Source organism: Bacillus sp. RO2 (assembly GCF_012911845.1).
In the GTDB taxonomy this organism is placed as follows: domain Bacteria; phylum Bacillota; class Bacilli; order Bacillales; family Bacillaceae_I; genus Sutcliffiella_A.
The window spans coordinates 78,297-95,017 of record NZ_JAAXCU010000046.1 but is presented as its reverse complement, the minus strand read 5'-3'; the positions used below and the strand labels follow the sequence as shown (position 1 = coordinate 95,017).

The following is a 16,721-nucleotide window of genomic DNA, read 5'->3' as shown; positions in this document are numbered from 1 at the left end:
TACGACGATGTATAATGTGCATTATGACAGATTGTTTTACGTCAGTTTCTCTATTATTCGCGACCGCCAGTTGGCTGAAGACAATGTGCAGGAAACTTTTATAAAGGCGTATAAGAAGTTGGATAGTTTACAAGAGGGTGATAAAGTAGGATCCTGGCTTTGCGTGATTGCCACAAGAACAGCCATTGATTTTATCAGGCGAGAGAGAAAAATTGGTGGATGTCCAATGGAATTAGATGTGTTAGATAGCCTTGGAAAAGAAGCAGGCCATAATGTTGCAGGAGAAGTGGAAGCGAAATTGTTGAAAGAGCTCCTAGATGAAAAAATAGAAGATTTTTCAAAGGAAGACCAGAAACTGCTCGTTCTTAAAATGGAAAGAGGATTAAAGGAGCGGGAAATCGCTAATGCTTTGGAGATGAATCCAGCTACAGTGAAGACGAAGATCCATAGAGCTAGAAGAAAATTAAAAGAGCGAATGGCTGTAGAGTTGAGTGCTTAGGTGGATTATTGTTGGTGCAGGGGACACTTTTCCTAAAAAGTGCTCCCTGCACTTTTTTGAATAGGAACTTGTATAAATGTTTTGCTAAAGAAGTTCTTTCGAGGACAAACTCCAATGGGTATGTTTACGAAAATAATTATCTGGATTCAAAATCACGTTGATCTCTTTCATCCAATTTTGCAGATATTTCTTCAAGGATTGCTTCTATATCCTTCGTTTGATCCTCTTCTATTCTAGTCAGGGTAGCATTGATTTCATTAAAGCGGTCGTTCACATCATGCCTGAATAAATAGAATTCTTCCCGAAGTGTACCAGTGGTATTTGTCAAAGAATGAAGCTCTTCTTTTATCTGATGCTGCCCAGCAGAAAGGATGAATGTCTTTTCACTCAGACCACTGATTTCTTCCCTCACAAGCATTTGGTTGTCAGAGAGGATGGAAGTTTTTTCGTTAAGACCTAGAATTTCATCTTTCATCAGCAACTGATTATCAGCGAGTGTGGAGGTTTTATCGTTAAGACCTTTGATCTCATCTTTCATCAGCATCTGGTTGTCAGAGAGGATGGAAGTTTTTTTGTTAAGACCTCGAATTTCATCTTTCATAAGCAACTGATTGTCAGCAAGTGTGGAGGTTTTATCGTTAAGACCTTTGATCTCATCCTTCATCAGCAACTGATTATCAGCGAGTGTGGAGGTTTTATCGTTAAGACCTTTGATCTCATCTTTCATCAGCAACTGATTATCAGCGAGTGTAGAGGTTTTATCGTTAAGACCTTTGATCTCATCTTTCATCAGCAACTGATTATCAGCGAGTGTGGAGGTTTTATCGTTAAGACCTTTGATCTCATCCTTCATCAGCAACTGATTCTCAGAAAGTGTGGAAGTTTTTCCGTTCAACTCACTTAAATCTTTTTTCATTTCATACTTAAAATCCAACATCCTATTTAAAATCAAGTCCAATTTAGCATCTGTGTTCATCTTAAATCACCTCCTTTTTCTAGTTCATTGTAATTATAACATGAACCTAGACTAATGGAACTATAACAAAAAGTGTATATTTCAGAATAATAAAAATATAAAAATAATATTTATCTTTATTAACTATATTGCATAAATATTAACATGTGTTAAAATACATTTATTCGAATAAACATACATCACAATAGTACTTGATTTAAATGTAGGTTTGTTTCATAATTAGATTAAATTTTTACTTTTCTGAAAAAGGAATAGGGGGAAATTATTGTGAAAAAATGGTTTGTGTATTCATTTATTAGTATTTTAGTAGTAGGTTTGTTATCCGCTTGTGGAACAACAGGTAATGGGGATGAAACGAGTGGAGAAGGTGAAAATGAAAAGAAAGTATTAGTCATGGGGACTTCCGCTGACTACCCGCCATTTGAGTATATTGACACGGAAGTTGGAGAAGAGATTATCGGTTTTGACGTTGATCTTGCAAAAGCTATTACAGAAGAGCTTGGTTATGAATTGAAAGTTCAAGATATGGATTTTGGAAGTTTAATCACTGCGATGAAGTCAGGTAACATTGACCTTATTTTGGCAGGTATGACACCGACAGAAGAGCGTGCAGAGCAAGTTGATTTTACAAATGTATATTATACTGCGAATCACATGATTGTTTCATTGAAAGATAGCAATATTACTAGTTTAGAAGATTTAGAAGGTAAAACGGTTGGCGTACAAATGGGATCCATTCAATATGACAAAGCGGAAGAAATTGCAGAAGAAGTGAATATCACTATTGAAAACCGTGACCGCATCCCACAAATTGTACAAGATCTAAAAACTGGTCGTTTTGATGCAGCTATCATTGAAGATACAGTTATGAAAGGCTTCATGGAAAAAGATGCTGATTTGACTGGTTTCACACTTGAGTCTGATGAAGAAGGATCTGCGATTGCCCTTCCTAAAGGCAGTGAATTGACTGAGGAATTTAACCGTGTTCTGAAAGAGATGGAAGAGAACGGTGAGATGGAAAAGTTAATTAACAAATGGTTTGGTGGAGAAGAAGAATAAGTCTTAACGAAATCAAAAGGGTGCAGGAATTGCCCTTTTGATTTTCTTGTTACTATGAGAATACGGTTTTACACCGCTGATAATTTCCGTGCAAGGCTTCGCTTTCCACGGGGCGCTTGGGGAGCCTCCTCGGCAAGCCTGCGGGGTCTCCCCTAAGCGCTACCTCCCGTAGGAGTCTTCGCCTTTCACTCCAATCATCCGCTCTTAAACTGTATAATCATACTTGCCTTTGTTATTTAGGTAATTTGACGGAAAGGACTGGTAGCACTTGACGATTGACTTCTTAGATTTTAGTGCCATCACTGGTTCCATGGATTATATTCTTGCTGGTGTGAAGGTTACGCTTCAAGTCGTATCACTTGCTGGGATACTTGGTTTTATCATAGGAACGTTGTTGGCTTTATGTAAAATCGGTAGAATTAAACTACTTAAAATTTTTGCAGATGTTTATACATCCATTTTCCGAGGGACACCACTTGTTCTTCAATTAATGTTAATATTTTTTGGATTGCCGCAAGCAACAGGTATAACGTTTGAACCGGTTACTGCTGCCATTCTTGCTTTTGGGTTAAATTCTGGAGCATATATCTCTGAGGTAATTCGTGCAGGGATTATGGCTGTTGATAAAGGACAGCGAGAAGCAGCTATGGCCCTTGGTGTGCCATACCGCCAAATGATGAAAGACATTATCTTACCACAAGCATTGAAAAATATTTTACCTGCACTTATGAATGAATATATAACTCTTACAAAAGAATCAGCAATAGTTACGGTTATCGGGGTAATGGATGTTATGAGACGCTCCTTTATGACGGCTTCTAACACGTATGCATATTTGGAATCATTTATTTTTGCCGGACTTATCTATTACGTACTAGTAATGATCCTGACGTTCATTGGCAAGCTCATTGAAAGGAGAATGAGACGCTATGATTAAAATAGAAGAATTGCACAAATCCTTTGGCAAGTTAGAGGTGCTAAAAGGAATTTCTACTCAAATAAAAGCCGGGGAAGTAGTGGCGATCATCGGGCCGTCTGGTTCTGGAAAGTCAACTTTGCTTCGTTGTATGAATCTACTAGAAGAGCCAACTTCCGGTCACATCTGGATTAAAGAGCAAGATGTTGCAAATAAGAAAACGAATATCAATAAAGTACGACAGAACCTGGGGATGGTATTCCAACACTTTCACCTGTTTCCTCACAAGACGGTACTTGAAAACTTAACATATGCGCCTGTCTCTGTAAAAGGTATTGGGAAAAAGGAAGCGGAAGCAAAAGGGATGGATCTCCTTGCAAAAGTTGGACTTGCTGAGAAAGCAAAAGAATACCCAAATCGTCTGTCAGGTGGTCAGAAGCAGCGTGTAGCCATTGCCCGCGCACTGGCTATGGACCCGGAAGTTATGTTGTTTGATGAACCAACTTCTGCCTTGGACCCAGAGATGGTAAAAGAGGTGCTTGAAGTAATGAAGTCACTGGCGCATACGGGAATGACGATGGCTATTGTGACACACGAAATGGGCTTTGCACGTGAAGTGGCAGATCGTGTATTATTCCTTGATGATGGAATGTTAGTGGAAGATGCACCACCTGCTGAGTTTTTTACCACACCGAAAACAGAACGTGCTAAGGTGTTTTTGGAGAAGATGTTGTAGGATTAACAAGGGACCAGCTCTATTTTGAGGAGCTGGTTTTCTTTTTTTGTATGAGGACAATGTTAGCGGGAAAAAGAGAAACATTGTCCTCATAGGGCGTGTATGAGGACAAAGATAGAAGAAAAGTAGAAACACTGTCCTCATAGGGCGCGTATGAGGACAATGTTAGCGGAAAAAGGGAAACATTGTCTTCATACAACAGCTTCCCATACATAATTATTCATGCTAACTTAACACTAACAATATTAATTCTTCCCAAAGAAAGGAGCACAAACAATGACCAACCACAATCACAACCTTCAAACCGCCACTCTCGGCATGGGCTGATTCTGGGGAACTGATGCCCGGTTCGGGTATTTAAAAGGAATCATCAGCACAAGAGTGGGTTACGCAGGCGGAACTACACCTTCGCCTACCTACAAACAAATGGGAGATCATACCGAGTGCTTACAAATTGATTATGATCCTACCCTAATAACCTTTGAAGAAATAACCCGTCACTTTTGGAGCTCCCACAATTCTAATCGTGGAAACTACAAGGGGAGACAGTACTTATCGATATTTCTATACCAGGACATCGACCAAAAAGATGCTATAAAAAAAATTAAAACAGAGATCCAAACTAAAAACTCACAAATAATAGGAACAGAAATTGCACCACTTGATCATTTTACAATTGCAGAAGAAAGACACCAGAAATATTACCTGAAAAGATATTCTAATGCTACTCAAAAACTAAGAGAGCACTTCCTTACTGAAGTGGCGTTTACAAATGCGACTTTAGTAGCGAGGTTAAACAGTTTTGTAAAAGGATATGGTACACTATCTTCCTTGAAAGAAGAGATTATGCAGTGGGATAGGGAAGAAGCAGGCAAAGTAATTTCGTTGGTGGATACATTGAAATGGTAGGGTGGTTTGCGCATTGCTTCATCTCTATCCACCAGGATGAAGACACTTCCATCCCGAATTTCCCCCAAGAGTGTCTTCATTCAGTTAATGAAGACACTTATATAGAGAAATTACCCCAGTGTCTTCATGCATCTTATGAAGACACTTTCACAGCTCACTCCCTTTCCTATCAAACAGCTCACCTACCATTACCAGCCCTCCTCATCCTAAACAAAATGTATAGAAAAAGCTGGAAAACAAACACTAATCCTTAGCAGAAGACTAAGGGAGGACACACAAAAAATGAAAACCACACGAATCATTGCATCATTATTAATAACCGTCATTCTAAGCTTTACCTCAATTCTAACCTACGCAGAAAGCCCAATCTATAAATCACGCACTGATATTCCAACTGAATATAAATGGAATCTCCAGACTCTTTACAAGAATGAAACGCAATGGAAACAGGATGTATATAAAGTTAAAAAGTTGGCAGACCGTTTTTCCAGAAAAGAAGAAAAACTGGACAACGACAAGCAAATCCTAAATTTACTAGAGGATTACTTTGAGCTGTTTCGATTAATAGAAAAAATCTTTGTCTACTCCCGTATCAATTTGGATGTGGATATTAGCAATACTTCCGCCCAGGCATTATCTGATGAAAGCCAAAACATGATGATATACGTGGTGGAGCGGACGGCATGGTTTTCAAATGAATTACAGGAAATAGAAAAAGACCAATGGGAAGAACTCATGAAAAGTCCGAAACTAACACCTTATTACAATCACTTACAAGACACTTATGATGAAAAAATACATTCCCTGCCTCCGGAAATGGAAAAGATGCTAATAAAGACGATGCCAATTGTAAATGCACCTAGCGAGCTTTTTACGATGATGTCTAAAGACCTTGTCTTGCCGAGCTTTACAGTAAAGGATAAAGTGTATGAAATGTCGGCACCTTTATACTCTGTCTATATGTCCAGCAAAGACAGAGAAGTGAGGAAAGCTGCTTTCCAAACGTATTATCAGACACTTGGAAATTACCAGGATACCTTTGCTTCCATGCTTGCCAATGTCGTAAAGGCAAATAACTTTTTTGCCACTACGAGGAACTATCCTTCCTCATTAGAAGCTCATTTAGATGGGAACGATATTGATCCGAAGGTTTACACACAATTGATTGACACCGTAGAAGAGGGGCTTCCGCTATTTCATCGGTATCTTAAATTGAAAGAGAAATATGTTGGCATCGACGACTCTATGCATATGTACGATTTGTCAGCTCCATCTCCTTATACCAAAGAGGAAAAGATTCCATATGAGGAGGCAAAGGAAATAGTCATAAAGGGATTATCGCCAATAGGAGAGGCGTATGTTAAAACCCTATCAAAGGGGCTTTCTTCCAATTGGGTGGATGTTTATAACACACCTGGGAAAGCAACAGGGGCTTATCAAATTGGTTCTTATGATTCCCATCCCTTTGTGTTATTGAATTATCAGGGACTTCCAAGTGACGTGCTGACTCTCGCCCATGAGATGGGGCATGCGATGCATTCTTATTTTTCCAATGAAAATCAGCCTTATCAGGATGCAAGATATGTGACGTTTACGGCGGAGGTTTCTTCTACCTTGCAGGAGCATCTTCTTCATAAGCAATTGATGGATGAAGCAAAAACGAAGGAAGAAAAGATTCATGCTCTCTATCAATACTTAGAGGATTTTCGGGTAACGCTTTTCCGTCAGACGCAATTTGCGGAGTTTGAAAAGATTATCCATGAAATGGGGCAAAATGAAGAACCATTACATGCAGAAGCCATAAAAACAGTCTATTATGACCTAAATAAAAAGTACTATGGAAAGGACATGAAAGTGGATAAGGAAATTGCCATGGAATGGGCCAGAGTACCTCACTTTTTCCATTCAAGTTTCTATACGTATCAGTATGCAACAAGTTTTGCTGCATCCGCAGCGCTTGCAGAGCAATTGGAAGAAGGCGGCACTGATGCGCAGAATAAGATTTTGAAAGAGCTATTTTCTTCAGGAGGCAGCCTACCCCCAATTGATATTTTGAAGCGGGCAGGAGTGGATATGAGTAAAAAAGAGCCGATCGAGGAATCGTTGAAACGATTTGAAGAGCTGGTCAATGAATTTGAGGAGCTATTGCAATAATACCGATAAATAAGTAAACAACTCCCTCCAATTTTCATGTATAGTAATACTATGTGATATATTGAACAAACGAAAGTCGGGAGAGTTTGATGTATGAGAAAATTTAAAATCGGGTACCGAACAGCAAAGACGGCCCTCGGTACAGGGATTGCAATCAGTATTGCACAGTTATTAAACCTGGACTTTTATGCATCAGCTGGGATCATTGCAATCCTCTGTATCCAAAATACAGTAAGGAAGTCATGGAAAGTGGCAACTGCTCGCTTTATCGCATGCTCCTTAAGCCTTTTATTCGGCTTTGTGTTCTTTGAGCTGTTAGGGTACAATCCGGTATCCATAGCACTTCTTTTGTTATTTTTTATACCTGTTACGGTGATGCTCAGGATTACAGAGGGTATTGCCACCAGTTCCGTCATACTTCTTCATGTGTATTCAGTTGAAGCTTATTCATTAGGACTTGTCATCAATGAACTAAGCATCATTTTTATAGGTATAGGGGTCGCTCTCATTATGAATACTTACATGCCAAGTGTGGAAAAGGAATTGAAAAGCTATCAATTGCAAGTGGAAGAAAACTTTCATAAGGTGTTTTCAGAGATAGCTCATTTTCTTCGTCATGGTGATCGCGGATGGGGTGGACAAGAGATTCCAGAAACGAATAAGTTATTAAAAGCAGCGAAAAGTCTGGCTTTCCGTGATGTGGAAAACCACTTCAGACGTGAGGAAAATCATCATTATTTTTATTTTAAGATGAGGGAAAAGCAGCTGGACGTCATGGAACGGATGCTTCCTATAGTTGCTACAATAGAACATAATGTGGAGCAAGCTAACATGGTAGCAGATTTTATAGAGGATCTTGAGCATGCTATTCACGCAGGAAATACTGCTTATCTTTTCTTGCAACGCTTGCGCGATATGCACGAAGCGTTTCAAGAAATGCCGCTTCCACAATCCCGTGAAGAATTTGAGACGAGAGCGGCTCTTCGTCATCTCCTAAAAGAATTCGAACAATACTTAATACTTAAAAGTGATTTTATCGGTTTGGAAACTACGAAGTAAGCGAATGGAATGGACATCTTTCAACCACACTATACCTAAAAGGCAGGAGGATGGAAGATGTTCATTTTTTCATTAATTTTCGCACTGGTGACCTCACCACTCTGGCCGCTTGGACCAAATCCTCTTCCAGGTGATCCATATATTATTGTAAATAAACAGACCAATCAGCTTGCATACTTTCAAGGTGAAGAATTGAAAGAAGTTCATACAGTAGCCACAGGTAAATCGAAAGAACTTACACCTGAGGGTGAGTTTACTGTCACTGTAAAAGCTATTAATCCATACTATCGCAAAAAAGACATTGCTGGAGGCGATCCAAAGAATCCCCTTGGCACTAGATGGATTGGATTTGACGCAGAAGATACCGACGGCAGGACGTATGGAGTACATGGAACGAACAATCCGTACTCCATCGGAGGCTATGTAACACAAGGGTGTATTCGGTTGGAAAATAAAAATGTGGAAGCTTTGTTTGACAGGGTGCCTGTAGGTACGAAAATTTGGATAGTGAAAACAGGGAAATCTTTTGAGGAACTTGGGAAAAATAAGGGTGTATTGAGGTGACCAATAGGTAGTTCCTCTACTTTTTAATTATTATATAAGAGTCAGTTCTTTTTTAACAAAAAGAACTGGCTTTTTTTATTGAGATTTCACTATTTGAAATTTTCTAATTGTTTTGATAAATTTTTCATCCTATAGTTTAGGAAGAGAGTTTGCATGGAGGTGACACTACATATTCTTGGAGACAAAATGCAACAAAATGAAAGCGATTTCAATAAAGGGGGAATTGGAATGGGAATCAGGACAGGGGAGCAATACATTAACTCTTTAAGAGCAAGAAAGCCTGAAGTCTGGCTTGGTGGTAGGAAAGTTGAGGATTTATATAACGAAGATGTGTTCAAGCAGCCAATTCATAAAATTGCCAAACTTTATGACATGCAGTTTGATCCCGAGTATCAGGATAAGATAACGCATGTGTGTAAAGAAACAGGAGAACGGGTGAATAACGCGTTTCTTGTACCTAGGTCCCATGAAGATCTTATGGCCCGCAGCAGGTTGTTTGAGGCTTATGCACGTGCAACATTCGGACTGATGGGAAGAACTCCGGATTTCTTGAATGTAGTGGTCACCTCGATGGCAAGCAACTCCTGGTTTTTGGATAAATACAATCCGGATTGGTCCGTAAATATACGAAACTATTACCGTCATATCAGGGATAATGATTTATTTTTAACACATGCAATCATTAATCCGCAAAATGACCGAAGTAAAGCTTCCTATGAACAAAAGGATTTGTTTACCCATTTAGGGACGGTAAAGGAAACGAAGGATGGATTAGTTGTTAGAGGTGCCAAAATGTTGGCAACATTAGCTCCTATCACAGATGAAGTGATTATCTACTCTTTCCCAGGCTTCCAACCGGGTGATGAGAGATATGCACTTGCATTTGCCATTCCTATTGATACACCAGGATTACGGATTATTTGCCGTGAGCCGATGCAGGATGGAAAACGATCTGTATTTGATCATCCGTTGGCTTCTAGGTACGAAGAAATGGATGCTATACTTGCGTTTGACGATGTTTCGGTGCCGTGGGACAGAGTATTCATGTATAACAATGTGGAAGCGGCCAATTCCTTATATCCAATGACAGGAATTGCTCAGCAGCCTGCGCATCAGTCAGGGGTCAGAGGGTATGTGAAACTAGCTTTTGCAACGGAAGTCGCGTGTAAAGTAGCGGATTCCATTGGAGTAGATGGATTTTTGAATGTGCAAAATGATCTTGGTGAGCTTGTTCAAGCGGTAGAAACAATTCGAGCACTATTGCGTGTATCCGAATATGAGTATGAAGTGACAAAGGATGGAGAATATCGTCCGGCACCGGCACCTCTTGAAACCATCAGAGGTCTGCTACCGAAAATGTACCCACGGGCAATTGAAGTGATGCAAATTATTGGAGCCGGTGGTTTGCTGATGTCTCCTACAGGTGCCGACTTCGAAAATACAGAATTACGCCCAGATTTGGACAAGTATTTTGGAGGACGAGAAGGAGTGTCGGCAGAAGAACGTGTTCGCATATTTAAGCTGGCATGGGACCTTTGCGGAGAAGCTTTCGGCCAACGCTTATTGCAATACGAACGCTATTATACCGGGGATCCAATCAGAAAAAGAGCAATTTTTTACAATCAATACAAACGTAAGAGTAAATTCGATATGGCTGAACAAGCTCTGAAGGATACTACTAAACCAGAAAAAAATCTCATCTGAAATAAAGGGAAATGGCGTTCTTTGTATAAATATTAGAATATTAGTTATATTCTGATATTTATTGTAGAACTTTGATGAAAAAGGGGCGAAGACATGATATCCTCTGTGCTGAAAGTAGCGAAGATTCTGGACTGTTTTACAGGGAATGAGCCAGTTTTGGGTAACCGGGAAATTGCGGAGAAGTTAGGGATGAATGTAAGTACGGTCCATCATATTGTCAGTACGTTATGCCATGAAGGAATTTTGATACAGGACAGCAGAAAGAAATATCGGCTTGGCTGGAAATTGCTTGAGTGGAGTAATCATGTCATGTATCAGCAGGACATATACAGTGAAGCCATTCCGATTGTGGAGGACTTGGTCCGCCAGTACAACGGTACCGTCCATATCGGTATGTTTGATGCTGGAGAGGTACGTTTTGTCCTGAAGGTTTCTGCCAAAAATTCAGTACCTGTTCCGACTTTTGTCGGTGCCCGCAAGCCTGCTTATTGTACAAGTACAGGAAAGATTTTATTGTCTTTCAATCCATCATTCATCCAACCTACTATTTCTAAAGGCCTGTTGCAAAGAGCGCCAAATACCATCACTTGTGTGAAAAAGTTAAAAAGAGAATTGGAAGAAATAAGAGAACAAGGGTACGCCATCAGCAATAATGAAAATGAATTGGGGTTATACGGAATTGCTGCTCCTATTCATTCTTATACAGGACAAACAGTAGCGGCTCTCAATATGGTTGGACCGATATCTTATATGCAAGGAGAGCAAAAACAGGCCATCATTCAAAGTGTTTTACGGACATCCAGGCAAATTTCAAAAGAACTTGGTTATATTAGCGCAATTTGATAGCGCTTACAAATAATGAGGAGGAATTAGCTATGGCATTAAAGACGAGATCTATGAACATTATGAAAGTGATTGAGGACAATAAGCATCTATTGAAACCGCCGGTTAATAATAAAGTTCTTTGGGAGGATTCTGAATTTATTGCAATGCTTCTTGGTGGACCGAATAGAAGAAGGGACTTCCACGTTGATCCTTCAGACGAGTTCTTTTATCAAGTAAAAGGTGACTGTTATGTAGAATGCATCAATGAAAGTGGAGAGCGCGAAGTGGTTACGGTGAAAGAAGGGGAAATGTTTATGCTTCCGGCCAACGTACCTCATTCCCCTCACCGTGTAGCTGACACGTACGGAATTGTTTTAGAAAGGAAACGGGACAAGGGGGAGCTAGAAGACTTTGTTTGGTTCTGTGATAACTGTAATGAGGAAATGCACCGGGTAACGGTTCAATTAACTAATATTGAGACTCAGGTAAAGGGAGCGATAGAGGAGTTTAACGGAAGCGAAGAACTGCGCACATGTGACCATTGCGGCCATGTAATGCCAGAGGAAGTAGATGTGTGGAAATGCGAATAGACTTTCATACTCACATCATTCCAAAGGAGTTTCCGGACTTTGCCGAAAAATATGGCGGAGACCGCTGGCCGACGCTAGATCAGACTTGTACGTGTGGGGCAAACATTATGGTTGCAGGAAGGGTCTTTCGGGAAGTGACCGATCAAGTTTGGTGTCCGCATAAGCGTATTCAGGACATGGACAGAGAGGGTGTGGACATACAAGTTTTATCCCCAATTCCCGTGACATTTTCTTACTGGGCGGACAAAGAGGCTGCACTTGAAATGGCGCAGCTTCAAAATGATTTTATCGCTGATACGGTTAAAGAATATCCTAACCGATTTATTGGTCTAGGAACTGTACCTCTTCAAGATACGGTTGTTGCTATTCAGGAAATGGATCGGTGTGTGCATGACCTTAAACTTGCCGGAATAGAAATCGGAACAAATGTAAATGGAGAAAATCTCGATTCCCCGCATTTAACAGAGTTCTTTAAGATGGCTGAAGAGTGGAAGGTCCCTCTCTTTATACACCCTTGGGAAACGATGGCGAAAGACCGTACCCCAAGACATAATTTTATGTACACGATCGGGATGCCAAGTGAGACAGCTCTTGCTGCCGCAAGCTTGATTTGGAGTGGGGTATTGGAAAAGTTCCCGAATCTAAAAATTTGTTTTGCCCATGGTGGAGGCTCTTTCCCATATATTTTACCGCGCTTGGACAAGGGGTGGGAGGTATGGCCACACCTCAGGCTTACGACACATCCTCCTAGTCATTATGCAAAGAAATTCTATTTCGACTCATTGAACTATGATTCGCTTACCATGAAATATCTGATTGAACGATTTGGTATCGATAAAGTGATTATGGGTTCTGATTATCCTTTCCTGTTACGAGAAATTGCACCAGGAAAAGTGGTAGATGAAATGGAGGATCTGTCTGAATCGGACAAAAAGCTGTTGTTAGGGAAGAATGCTTTGGAATTTTTGAATATAAAGGAGACCGACTATGGAACAGAAGCTGATGACTCCAGAGGAAAAGCTGAAACAATTAGGTCTTGAGTTAAGAGATGTACGTCCGGCAGTCGGTAATTATGTCAGTCATGTCAAAGTAGGTAATCTGATCTTCACCGCTGGCCAAGGGGTGGATCAATACCATGGCAAACTGGGCAGGGATTTTACGATTGAGGAAGGGTATCTTGCTTCCCGCCAGTCGATGCTTAATTTGTTAAGTGTGTTAAAACATGAGCTGGGTGAATTAAGCAGGGTGAAAAAAGTAGTTAAAATGCTAGGCTTTGTCAATAGTACAGAAGATTTCACTGATCAGCCTAAGGTGATGAACGGGGCATCAGACTTATTGGTTGAGGTATTCGGTGATCGAGGAAGACATGCCCGTTCTGCAGTAGGCATGGCACAACTGCCTAACAATACGGCCATTGAAATAGAATTGATTGTTGAAATTACAGAGTAACGACTCCTTCTCTCTCTTGGCTTGGATGAGAGGGAGTCTTCATTTTGGAAAGGGTGGGTTGTCTCATGCAAGTTAAAGAGTTTATTCCTGAGAAAATCAAGCCGATAAATTGTCGGCATTTTATCAATGGCGATTACATCGATTCTGTTAATTTGAAAACCTTCGATAATATTAATCCTGCAACAGAAGAAGTGATTGGAAAAGTGACGGAAGGCGGGAAAGAAGAAATTGATCGTGCGGTTAGTGCAGCAAGAAAAGCGTTAAAAGGTCCGTGGAAAAAGTATACAACCAAGGAACGATCTGAATTACTACGGAGAATTGGGGATGGAATATTAGAGAGAAAAGAAGAATTGGCCGTCTTGGAGTCTATGGATACAGGGAAGCCATATGAGTTGGCTCTTGAAATGGACATCACCAGATCTGCCTATAATTTTTACTTTTTTGCTGATTTCTTAACATCTATGGGCGGGGAATCTTACCAACAAGATAATGTTGCTCTTCATTATTCTATTAGAAGACCTGTTGGAGTCGTTGGGATGATCAATCCTTGGAATCTACCTTTACTCTTATTGACTTGGAAATTGGCTCCATGTCTTGCGGCAGGGAATACTGCGGTCATGAAGCCTGCGGAATGGTCACCAATGACAGCTACTGTACTGGTGGAAATTTGCAAGAAAGCAGGTGTACCGGATGGGGTTATAAATCTCGTCCATGGTTTTGGAGCGGATTCAGCCGGTTCTGCATTAACCGAGCATCCAGGTGTGGATGCGATAACTTTTACAGGGGAAACCAAAACAGGATCAGCCATTATGAAAGCTGCAGCTCCTACACTGAAAAAATTATCTTATGAGCTTGGGGGGAAAAACCCGAATATCATTTTTGCAGACTCCAACCTGGATGAGGTCATTGATACCACGCTCAAATCAAGTTTCATGAACCAAGGGGAAGTATGTCTTTGCGGTTCAAGGATTTATGTAGAGAGTTCTATCTATGAATCGTTTCTTGAAAAGTTCACTGCAAGAACCCAAGAACTACAAACCGGAGATCCTTTTCATCCTGCTACCAAAGTAGGAGCAGTAATCAGTAGGGAACACTACGAACGGGTTCTCTCCTATATTGAAGTTGCTAAAGAAGAAGGCGGGACCATTTTGACAGGAGGAGGTCGCCCGGACTCTGTTGATAAAGGGTTTTTCATTGAACCAACCATTGTCGTAGGCCTAGATAGACATTCAAGATGTGTTAAAGAAGAAATCTTCGGGCCAGTCGTCACCGTTATCCCGTTTGAAACAGAAGATGAGGTATTAGAACAGGCAAATGATACTCATTATGGGCTAGGTGCGACGATTTGGACAAATGATCTTCGCCGCGCACATCGCGTTGCAAGGGAGATTGAAGCGGGAATCATCTGGATTAACACATGGTATTTAAGAGACTTAAGGACTCCATTCGGTGGTATGAAGCAAAGCGGAATTGGCAGGGAAGGCGGCATGCACAGTTTTGATTTTTACAGTGAATTGTCGAATGTTACGGTAAAACTATAGTGGCAGAAAGGAGTTCCTGAAATTGACCATTCAAATGAAAAAACTTTCAGACCTGTTAATGAACGCAGAAAAATCAAGAAAAGGAGTCTCTCCTTTAACCGATATAAATCCAGGTTTAACTGTGGAAGAAGCTTATAGCATTCAATTGGATAACATTCAGGTGAAGCTTGGCAACGGGGAAACAATCAGTGGGAAAAAGATCGGACTAACTTCACTGGCCATGCAGCAGCTACTTGGGGTGGACGAACCCGACTATGGTCATCTCCTTCAATCAATGGAAGTGAATAATAATGGGATCATTTCCCGCCGGCAGCTTCTCGAACCGAAAGTGGAGGGAGAAATAGCATTCTTTTTAAAAAAGGATTTAACTGGACCTAATGTGACGGTGGAGGATGTGTTGGATGCTACAGAATATGTAGTTGCTGCATTGGAGATTGTCGACAGTCGTGTAGCAGATTGGAAAATCAAACTATGTGACACAATAGCGGATAATGCTTCTTCAGGCCTGTACGTACTAGGTGATAAAAAGATCTCCCCACATCAACTGGACCTAAAGGAAGAAAAGATGGCGTTTTATAAGAATGAACAATTAATCAATGAGGGTATCGGTAAAGCGGCTTTAGGAGATCCCGCCTATTGTGTTGCTTGGCTTGCTAACAAACTATCCGAATTTGGAATCAGATTGAGAGCCAATGAGGTGATTCTGTCGGGTGCTTTATCAGCGGCAGCAAACGCAGGAGAAGGTGATGAATTTGTAGCCAAATTCCAAACACTCGGAGAAGTAAAAGTAAACTTTAGATAAAGAAAGGGGGAGTACGCATTGGGGAAAGTGAAAGTAGCGATTATCGGTTCAGGAAACATCGGTACAGACCTAATGCTTAAACTTCATCGTTCCAAGTCCCTGGAACTGACTGCCATGATTGGCATAGATCCTCATTCAGACGGCCTCAGACGAGCAAAGGCTTTTGGACATACCATTATCATGAATGGAGTGGATGGGTTTCTAGAAAAGCCGGACCTAGCAGACATTCTTTTTGATGCAACCTCTGCCAAAGCCCATTACAGGCATGTAGAGGCTCTGAAAAAAACGGAGAAACATCTCATCGATCTAACTCCTGCAGCTATAGGTCCTTTCGTCGTCCCGACCGTAAACCTGCTGGAGCACATAAATGAACCTGTTGTGAACATGGTTACTTGTGGTGGACAGGCAACCATTCCTATCATTCATGCTATCAGTCAAGAGTGTCAGGTGGAGTACGCGGAAATTATTGCAACCATTGCGAGCAAAAGTGCTGGCCCAGGGACACGTATGAATATTGATGAATTTACTACCACGACAGCACGTGCCATTGAAAGAATAGGTGGTGCTAAAAATGGTAAAGCCATCATCATTCTTAATCCTGCAGAACCGCCAATTTTAATGAGAGATACGGTTTACTGCCAAGTGCAAAATTTGAAAGGAAAAGAAGAAAAAATAAGCTCGGCTATAGCTAGACGTGTTGAAGAAATTCAAGAATATGTACCTGGCTATAGACTACGCACTGACCCAATATTTGATGGAAATAAGGTCAGTATTTTCATAGAAGTAAAGGGAGCGGGGGATTACCTACCAGAGTACTCAGGTAACCTGGATATCATGACTGCAGCAGCAGTAAAAGTAGGAGAAGAAAAAGCAAATAGATTGGTAGGAAAAAGAATGAAAGCGATTAAAGCTACGTAAGAGAGGGGAGGGCAAAAGGT

16 protein-coding genes and 1 pseudogene are annotated in these 16,721 nt (G+C 40.7%); 16 read left to right on the top strand and 1 reads right to left on the bottom strand.

What is annotated here, in order from left to right; genetic code table 11:
• Positions 1 to 7: 7 nt before the first annotated feature.
• Positions 8 to 499, top strand: a complete 492-nt coding sequence (locus HF078_RS14345; protein ID WP_169291774.1) for an RNA polymerase sigma factor — start codon at positions 8 to 10, stop codon at positions 497 to 499.
• 136 nt (positions 500 to 635) lie between these two features.
• On the opposite strand, the gene HF078_RS14340 is transcribed toward HF078_RS14345, so the two are convergent.
• Complete coding sequence (locus tag HF078_RS14340; protein WP_169291773.1) at positions 636 to 1,475, bottom strand: hypothetical protein; 840 nt, start codon at positions 1,473 to 1,475, stop codon at positions 636 to 638.
• 267 nt (positions 1,476 to 1,742) lie between these two features.
• On the opposite strand from HF078_RS14340, the gene HF078_RS14335 reads away from it, so the two are divergent.
• From HF078_RS14335 to HF078_RS14265, 15 genes and pseudogenes are all read left to right on the top strand, one after another.
• The gene (locus HF078_RS14335) at positions 1,743 to 2,534 is read left to right on the top strand and encodes a transporter substrate-binding domain-containing protein (protein ID WP_169291772.1); all 792 of its coding nucleotides are present in this window, start codon (positions 1,743 to 1,745) and stop codon (positions 2,532 to 2,534) included.
• Between the two features lie 310 nt (positions 2,535 to 2,844).
• Positions 2,845 to 3,471: an amino acid ABC transporter permease gene (locus HF078_RS14330; RefSeq protein ID WP_168864752.1), complete on the top strand. Its 627-nt coding sequence runs from the start codon at positions 2,845 to 2,847 to the stop codon at positions 3,469 to 3,471.
• Positions 3,464 to 4,186 (top strand): amino acid ABC transporter ATP-binding protein, encoded by a 723-nt coding sequence (locus tag HF078_RS14325; protein WP_169291771.1) that lies wholly within the window; start codon positions 3,464 to 3,466, stop codon positions 4,184 to 4,186. Before HF078_RS14330 ends, HF078_RS14325 begins: the two co-directional genes overlap by 8 nt.
• A gap of 339 nt (positions 4,187 to 4,525) precedes the next feature.
• Positions 4,526 to 5,095, top strand: a pseudogene (locus HF078_RS14320) (peptide-methionine (S)-S-oxide reductase MsrA); the annotation flags it as partial.
• Positions 5,096 to 5,377: 282 nt separating this feature from the next.
• Positions 5,378 to 7,249 carry an oligoendopeptidase F gene (gene pepF, locus HF078_RS14315; protein WP_169291769.1) on the top strand — a complete coding sequence of 624 codons (1,872 nt, stop codon included), beginning with the start codon at positions 5,378 to 5,380 and terminating at the stop codon, positions 7,247 to 7,249.
• A 93-nt stretch (positions 7,250 to 7,342) separates the two neighbouring features.
• Positions 7,343 to 8,308 (top strand): aromatic acid exporter family protein, encoded by a 966-nt coding sequence (locus HF078_RS14310; protein ID WP_169291768.1) that lies wholly within the window; start codon positions 7,343 to 7,345, stop codon positions 8,306 to 8,308.
• 57 nt (positions 8,309 to 8,365) lie between these two features.
• Positions 8,366 to 8,872, top strand: a complete 507-nt coding sequence (locus HF078_RS14305) for a L,D-transpeptidase (RefSeq protein WP_169291767.1) — start codon at positions 8,366 to 8,368, stop codon at positions 8,870 to 8,872.
• Positions 8,873 to 9,100: 228 nt separating this feature from the next.
• Positions 9,101 to 10,576, top strand: a complete 1,476-nt coding sequence (locus tag HF078_RS14300) for a 4-hydroxyphenylacetate 3-hydroxylase family protein (RefSeq protein WP_169291919.1) — start codon at positions 9,101 to 9,103, stop codon at positions 10,574 to 10,576.
• A 93-nt stretch (positions 10,577 to 10,669) separates the two neighbouring features.
• Positions 10,670 to 11,419, top strand: a complete 750-nt coding sequence (locus tag HF078_RS14295; protein ID WP_169291766.1) for an IclR family transcriptional regulator — start codon at positions 10,670 to 10,672, stop codon at positions 11,417 to 11,419.
• A 32-nt stretch (positions 11,420 to 11,451) separates the two neighbouring features.
• Entirely contained in the window at positions 11,452 to 11,991 is a 540-nt protein-coding gene (locus HF078_RS14290) for a 3-hydroxyanthranilate 3,4-dioxygenase (protein WP_168864648.1), read from the top strand.
• Complete coding sequence (locus tag HF078_RS14285; protein WP_205831638.1) at positions 11,982 to 13,031, top strand: amidohydrolase family protein; 1,050 nt, start codon at positions 11,982 to 11,984, stop codon at positions 13,029 to 13,031. Before HF078_RS14290 ends, HF078_RS14285 begins: the two co-directional genes overlap by 10 nt.
• Complete coding sequence (locus HF078_RS14280; protein WP_169291764.1) at positions 12,979 to 13,440, top strand: RidA family protein; 462 nt, start codon at positions 12,979 to 12,981, stop codon at positions 13,438 to 13,440. Before HF078_RS14285 ends, HF078_RS14280 begins: the two co-directional genes overlap by 53 nt.
• Positions 13,441 to 13,505: 65 nt before the next feature.
• Positions 13,506 to 14,981: an aldehyde dehydrogenase gene (locus HF078_RS14275; protein ID WP_169291763.1), complete on the top strand. Its 1,476-nt coding sequence runs from the start codon at positions 13,506 to 13,508 to the stop codon at positions 14,979 to 14,981.
• A 34-nt stretch (positions 14,982 to 15,015) separates the two neighbouring features.
• Entirely contained in the window at positions 15,016 to 15,783 is a 768-nt protein-coding gene (locus HF078_RS14270) for a 2-keto-4-pentenoate hydratase (protein WP_169291918.1), read from the top strand.
• A gap of 18 nt (positions 15,784 to 15,801) precedes the next feature.
• Positions 15,802 to 16,701, top strand: a complete 900-nt coding sequence (locus HF078_RS14265; protein ID WP_169291762.1) for an acetaldehyde dehydrogenase (acetylating) — start codon at positions 15,802 to 15,804, stop codon at positions 16,699 to 16,701.
• Positions 16,702 to 16,721: the final 20 nt, after the last annotated feature.

Excerpts from the sequence above, each read along its gene's own strand:
- HF078_RS14345 (WP_169291774.1), top strand. The coding sequence starts at position 8 with ATGTATAATGTGCATTATGACAGATTGTTTTACGTCAGTTTCTCTATT.
- HF078_RS14340 (WP_169291773.1), bottom strand. The coding sequence starts at position 1,475 with ATGAACACAGATGCTAAATTGGACTTGATTTTAAATAGGATGTTGGAT.
- HF078_RS14330 (WP_168864752.1), top strand. The coding sequence starts at position 2,845 with ATGGATTATATTCTTGCTGGTGTGAAGGTTACGCTTCAAGTCGTATCA.
- HF078_RS14325 (WP_169291771.1), top strand. The coding sequence starts at position 3,464 with ATGATTAAAATAGAAGAATTGCACAAATCCTTTGGCAAGTTAGAGGTG.
- pepF (WP_169291769.1), top strand. The coding sequence starts at position 5,378 with ATGAAAACCACACGAATCATTGCATCATTATTAATAACCGTCATTCTA.
- HF078_RS14310 (WP_169291768.1), top strand. The coding sequence starts at position 7,343 with ATGAGAAAATTTAAAATCGGGTACCGAACAGCAAAGACGGCCCTCGGT.
- HF078_RS14305 (WP_169291767.1), top strand. The coding sequence starts at position 8,366 with ATGTTCATTTTTTCATTAATTTTCGCACTGGTGACCTCACCACTCTGG.
- HF078_RS14300 (WP_169291919.1), top strand. The coding sequence starts at position 9,101 with ATGGGAATCAGGACAGGGGAGCAATACATTAACTCTTTAAGAGCAAGA.
- HF078_RS14295 (WP_169291766.1), top strand. The coding sequence starts at position 10,670 with ATGATATCCTCTGTGCTGAAAGTAGCGAAGATTCTGGACTGTTTTACA.
- HF078_RS14290 (WP_168864648.1), top strand. The coding sequence starts at position 11,452 with ATGGCATTAAAGACGAGATCTATGAACATTATGAAAGTGATTGAGGAC.
- HF078_RS14285 (WP_205831638.1), top strand. The coding sequence starts at position 11,982 with ATGCGAATAGACTTTCATACTCACATCATTCCAAAGGAGTTTCCGGAC.
- HF078_RS14280 (WP_169291764.1), top strand. The coding sequence starts at position 12,979 with ATGGAACAGAAGCTGATGACTCCAGAGGAAAAGCTGAAACAATTAGGT.
- HF078_RS14275 (WP_169291763.1), top strand. The coding sequence starts at position 13,506 with ATGCAAGTTAAAGAGTTTATTCCTGAGAAAATCAAGCCGATAAATTGT.
- HF078_RS14270 (WP_169291918.1), top strand. The coding sequence starts at position 15,016 with ATGAAAAAACTTTCAGACCTGTTAATGAACGCAGAAAAATCAAGAAAA.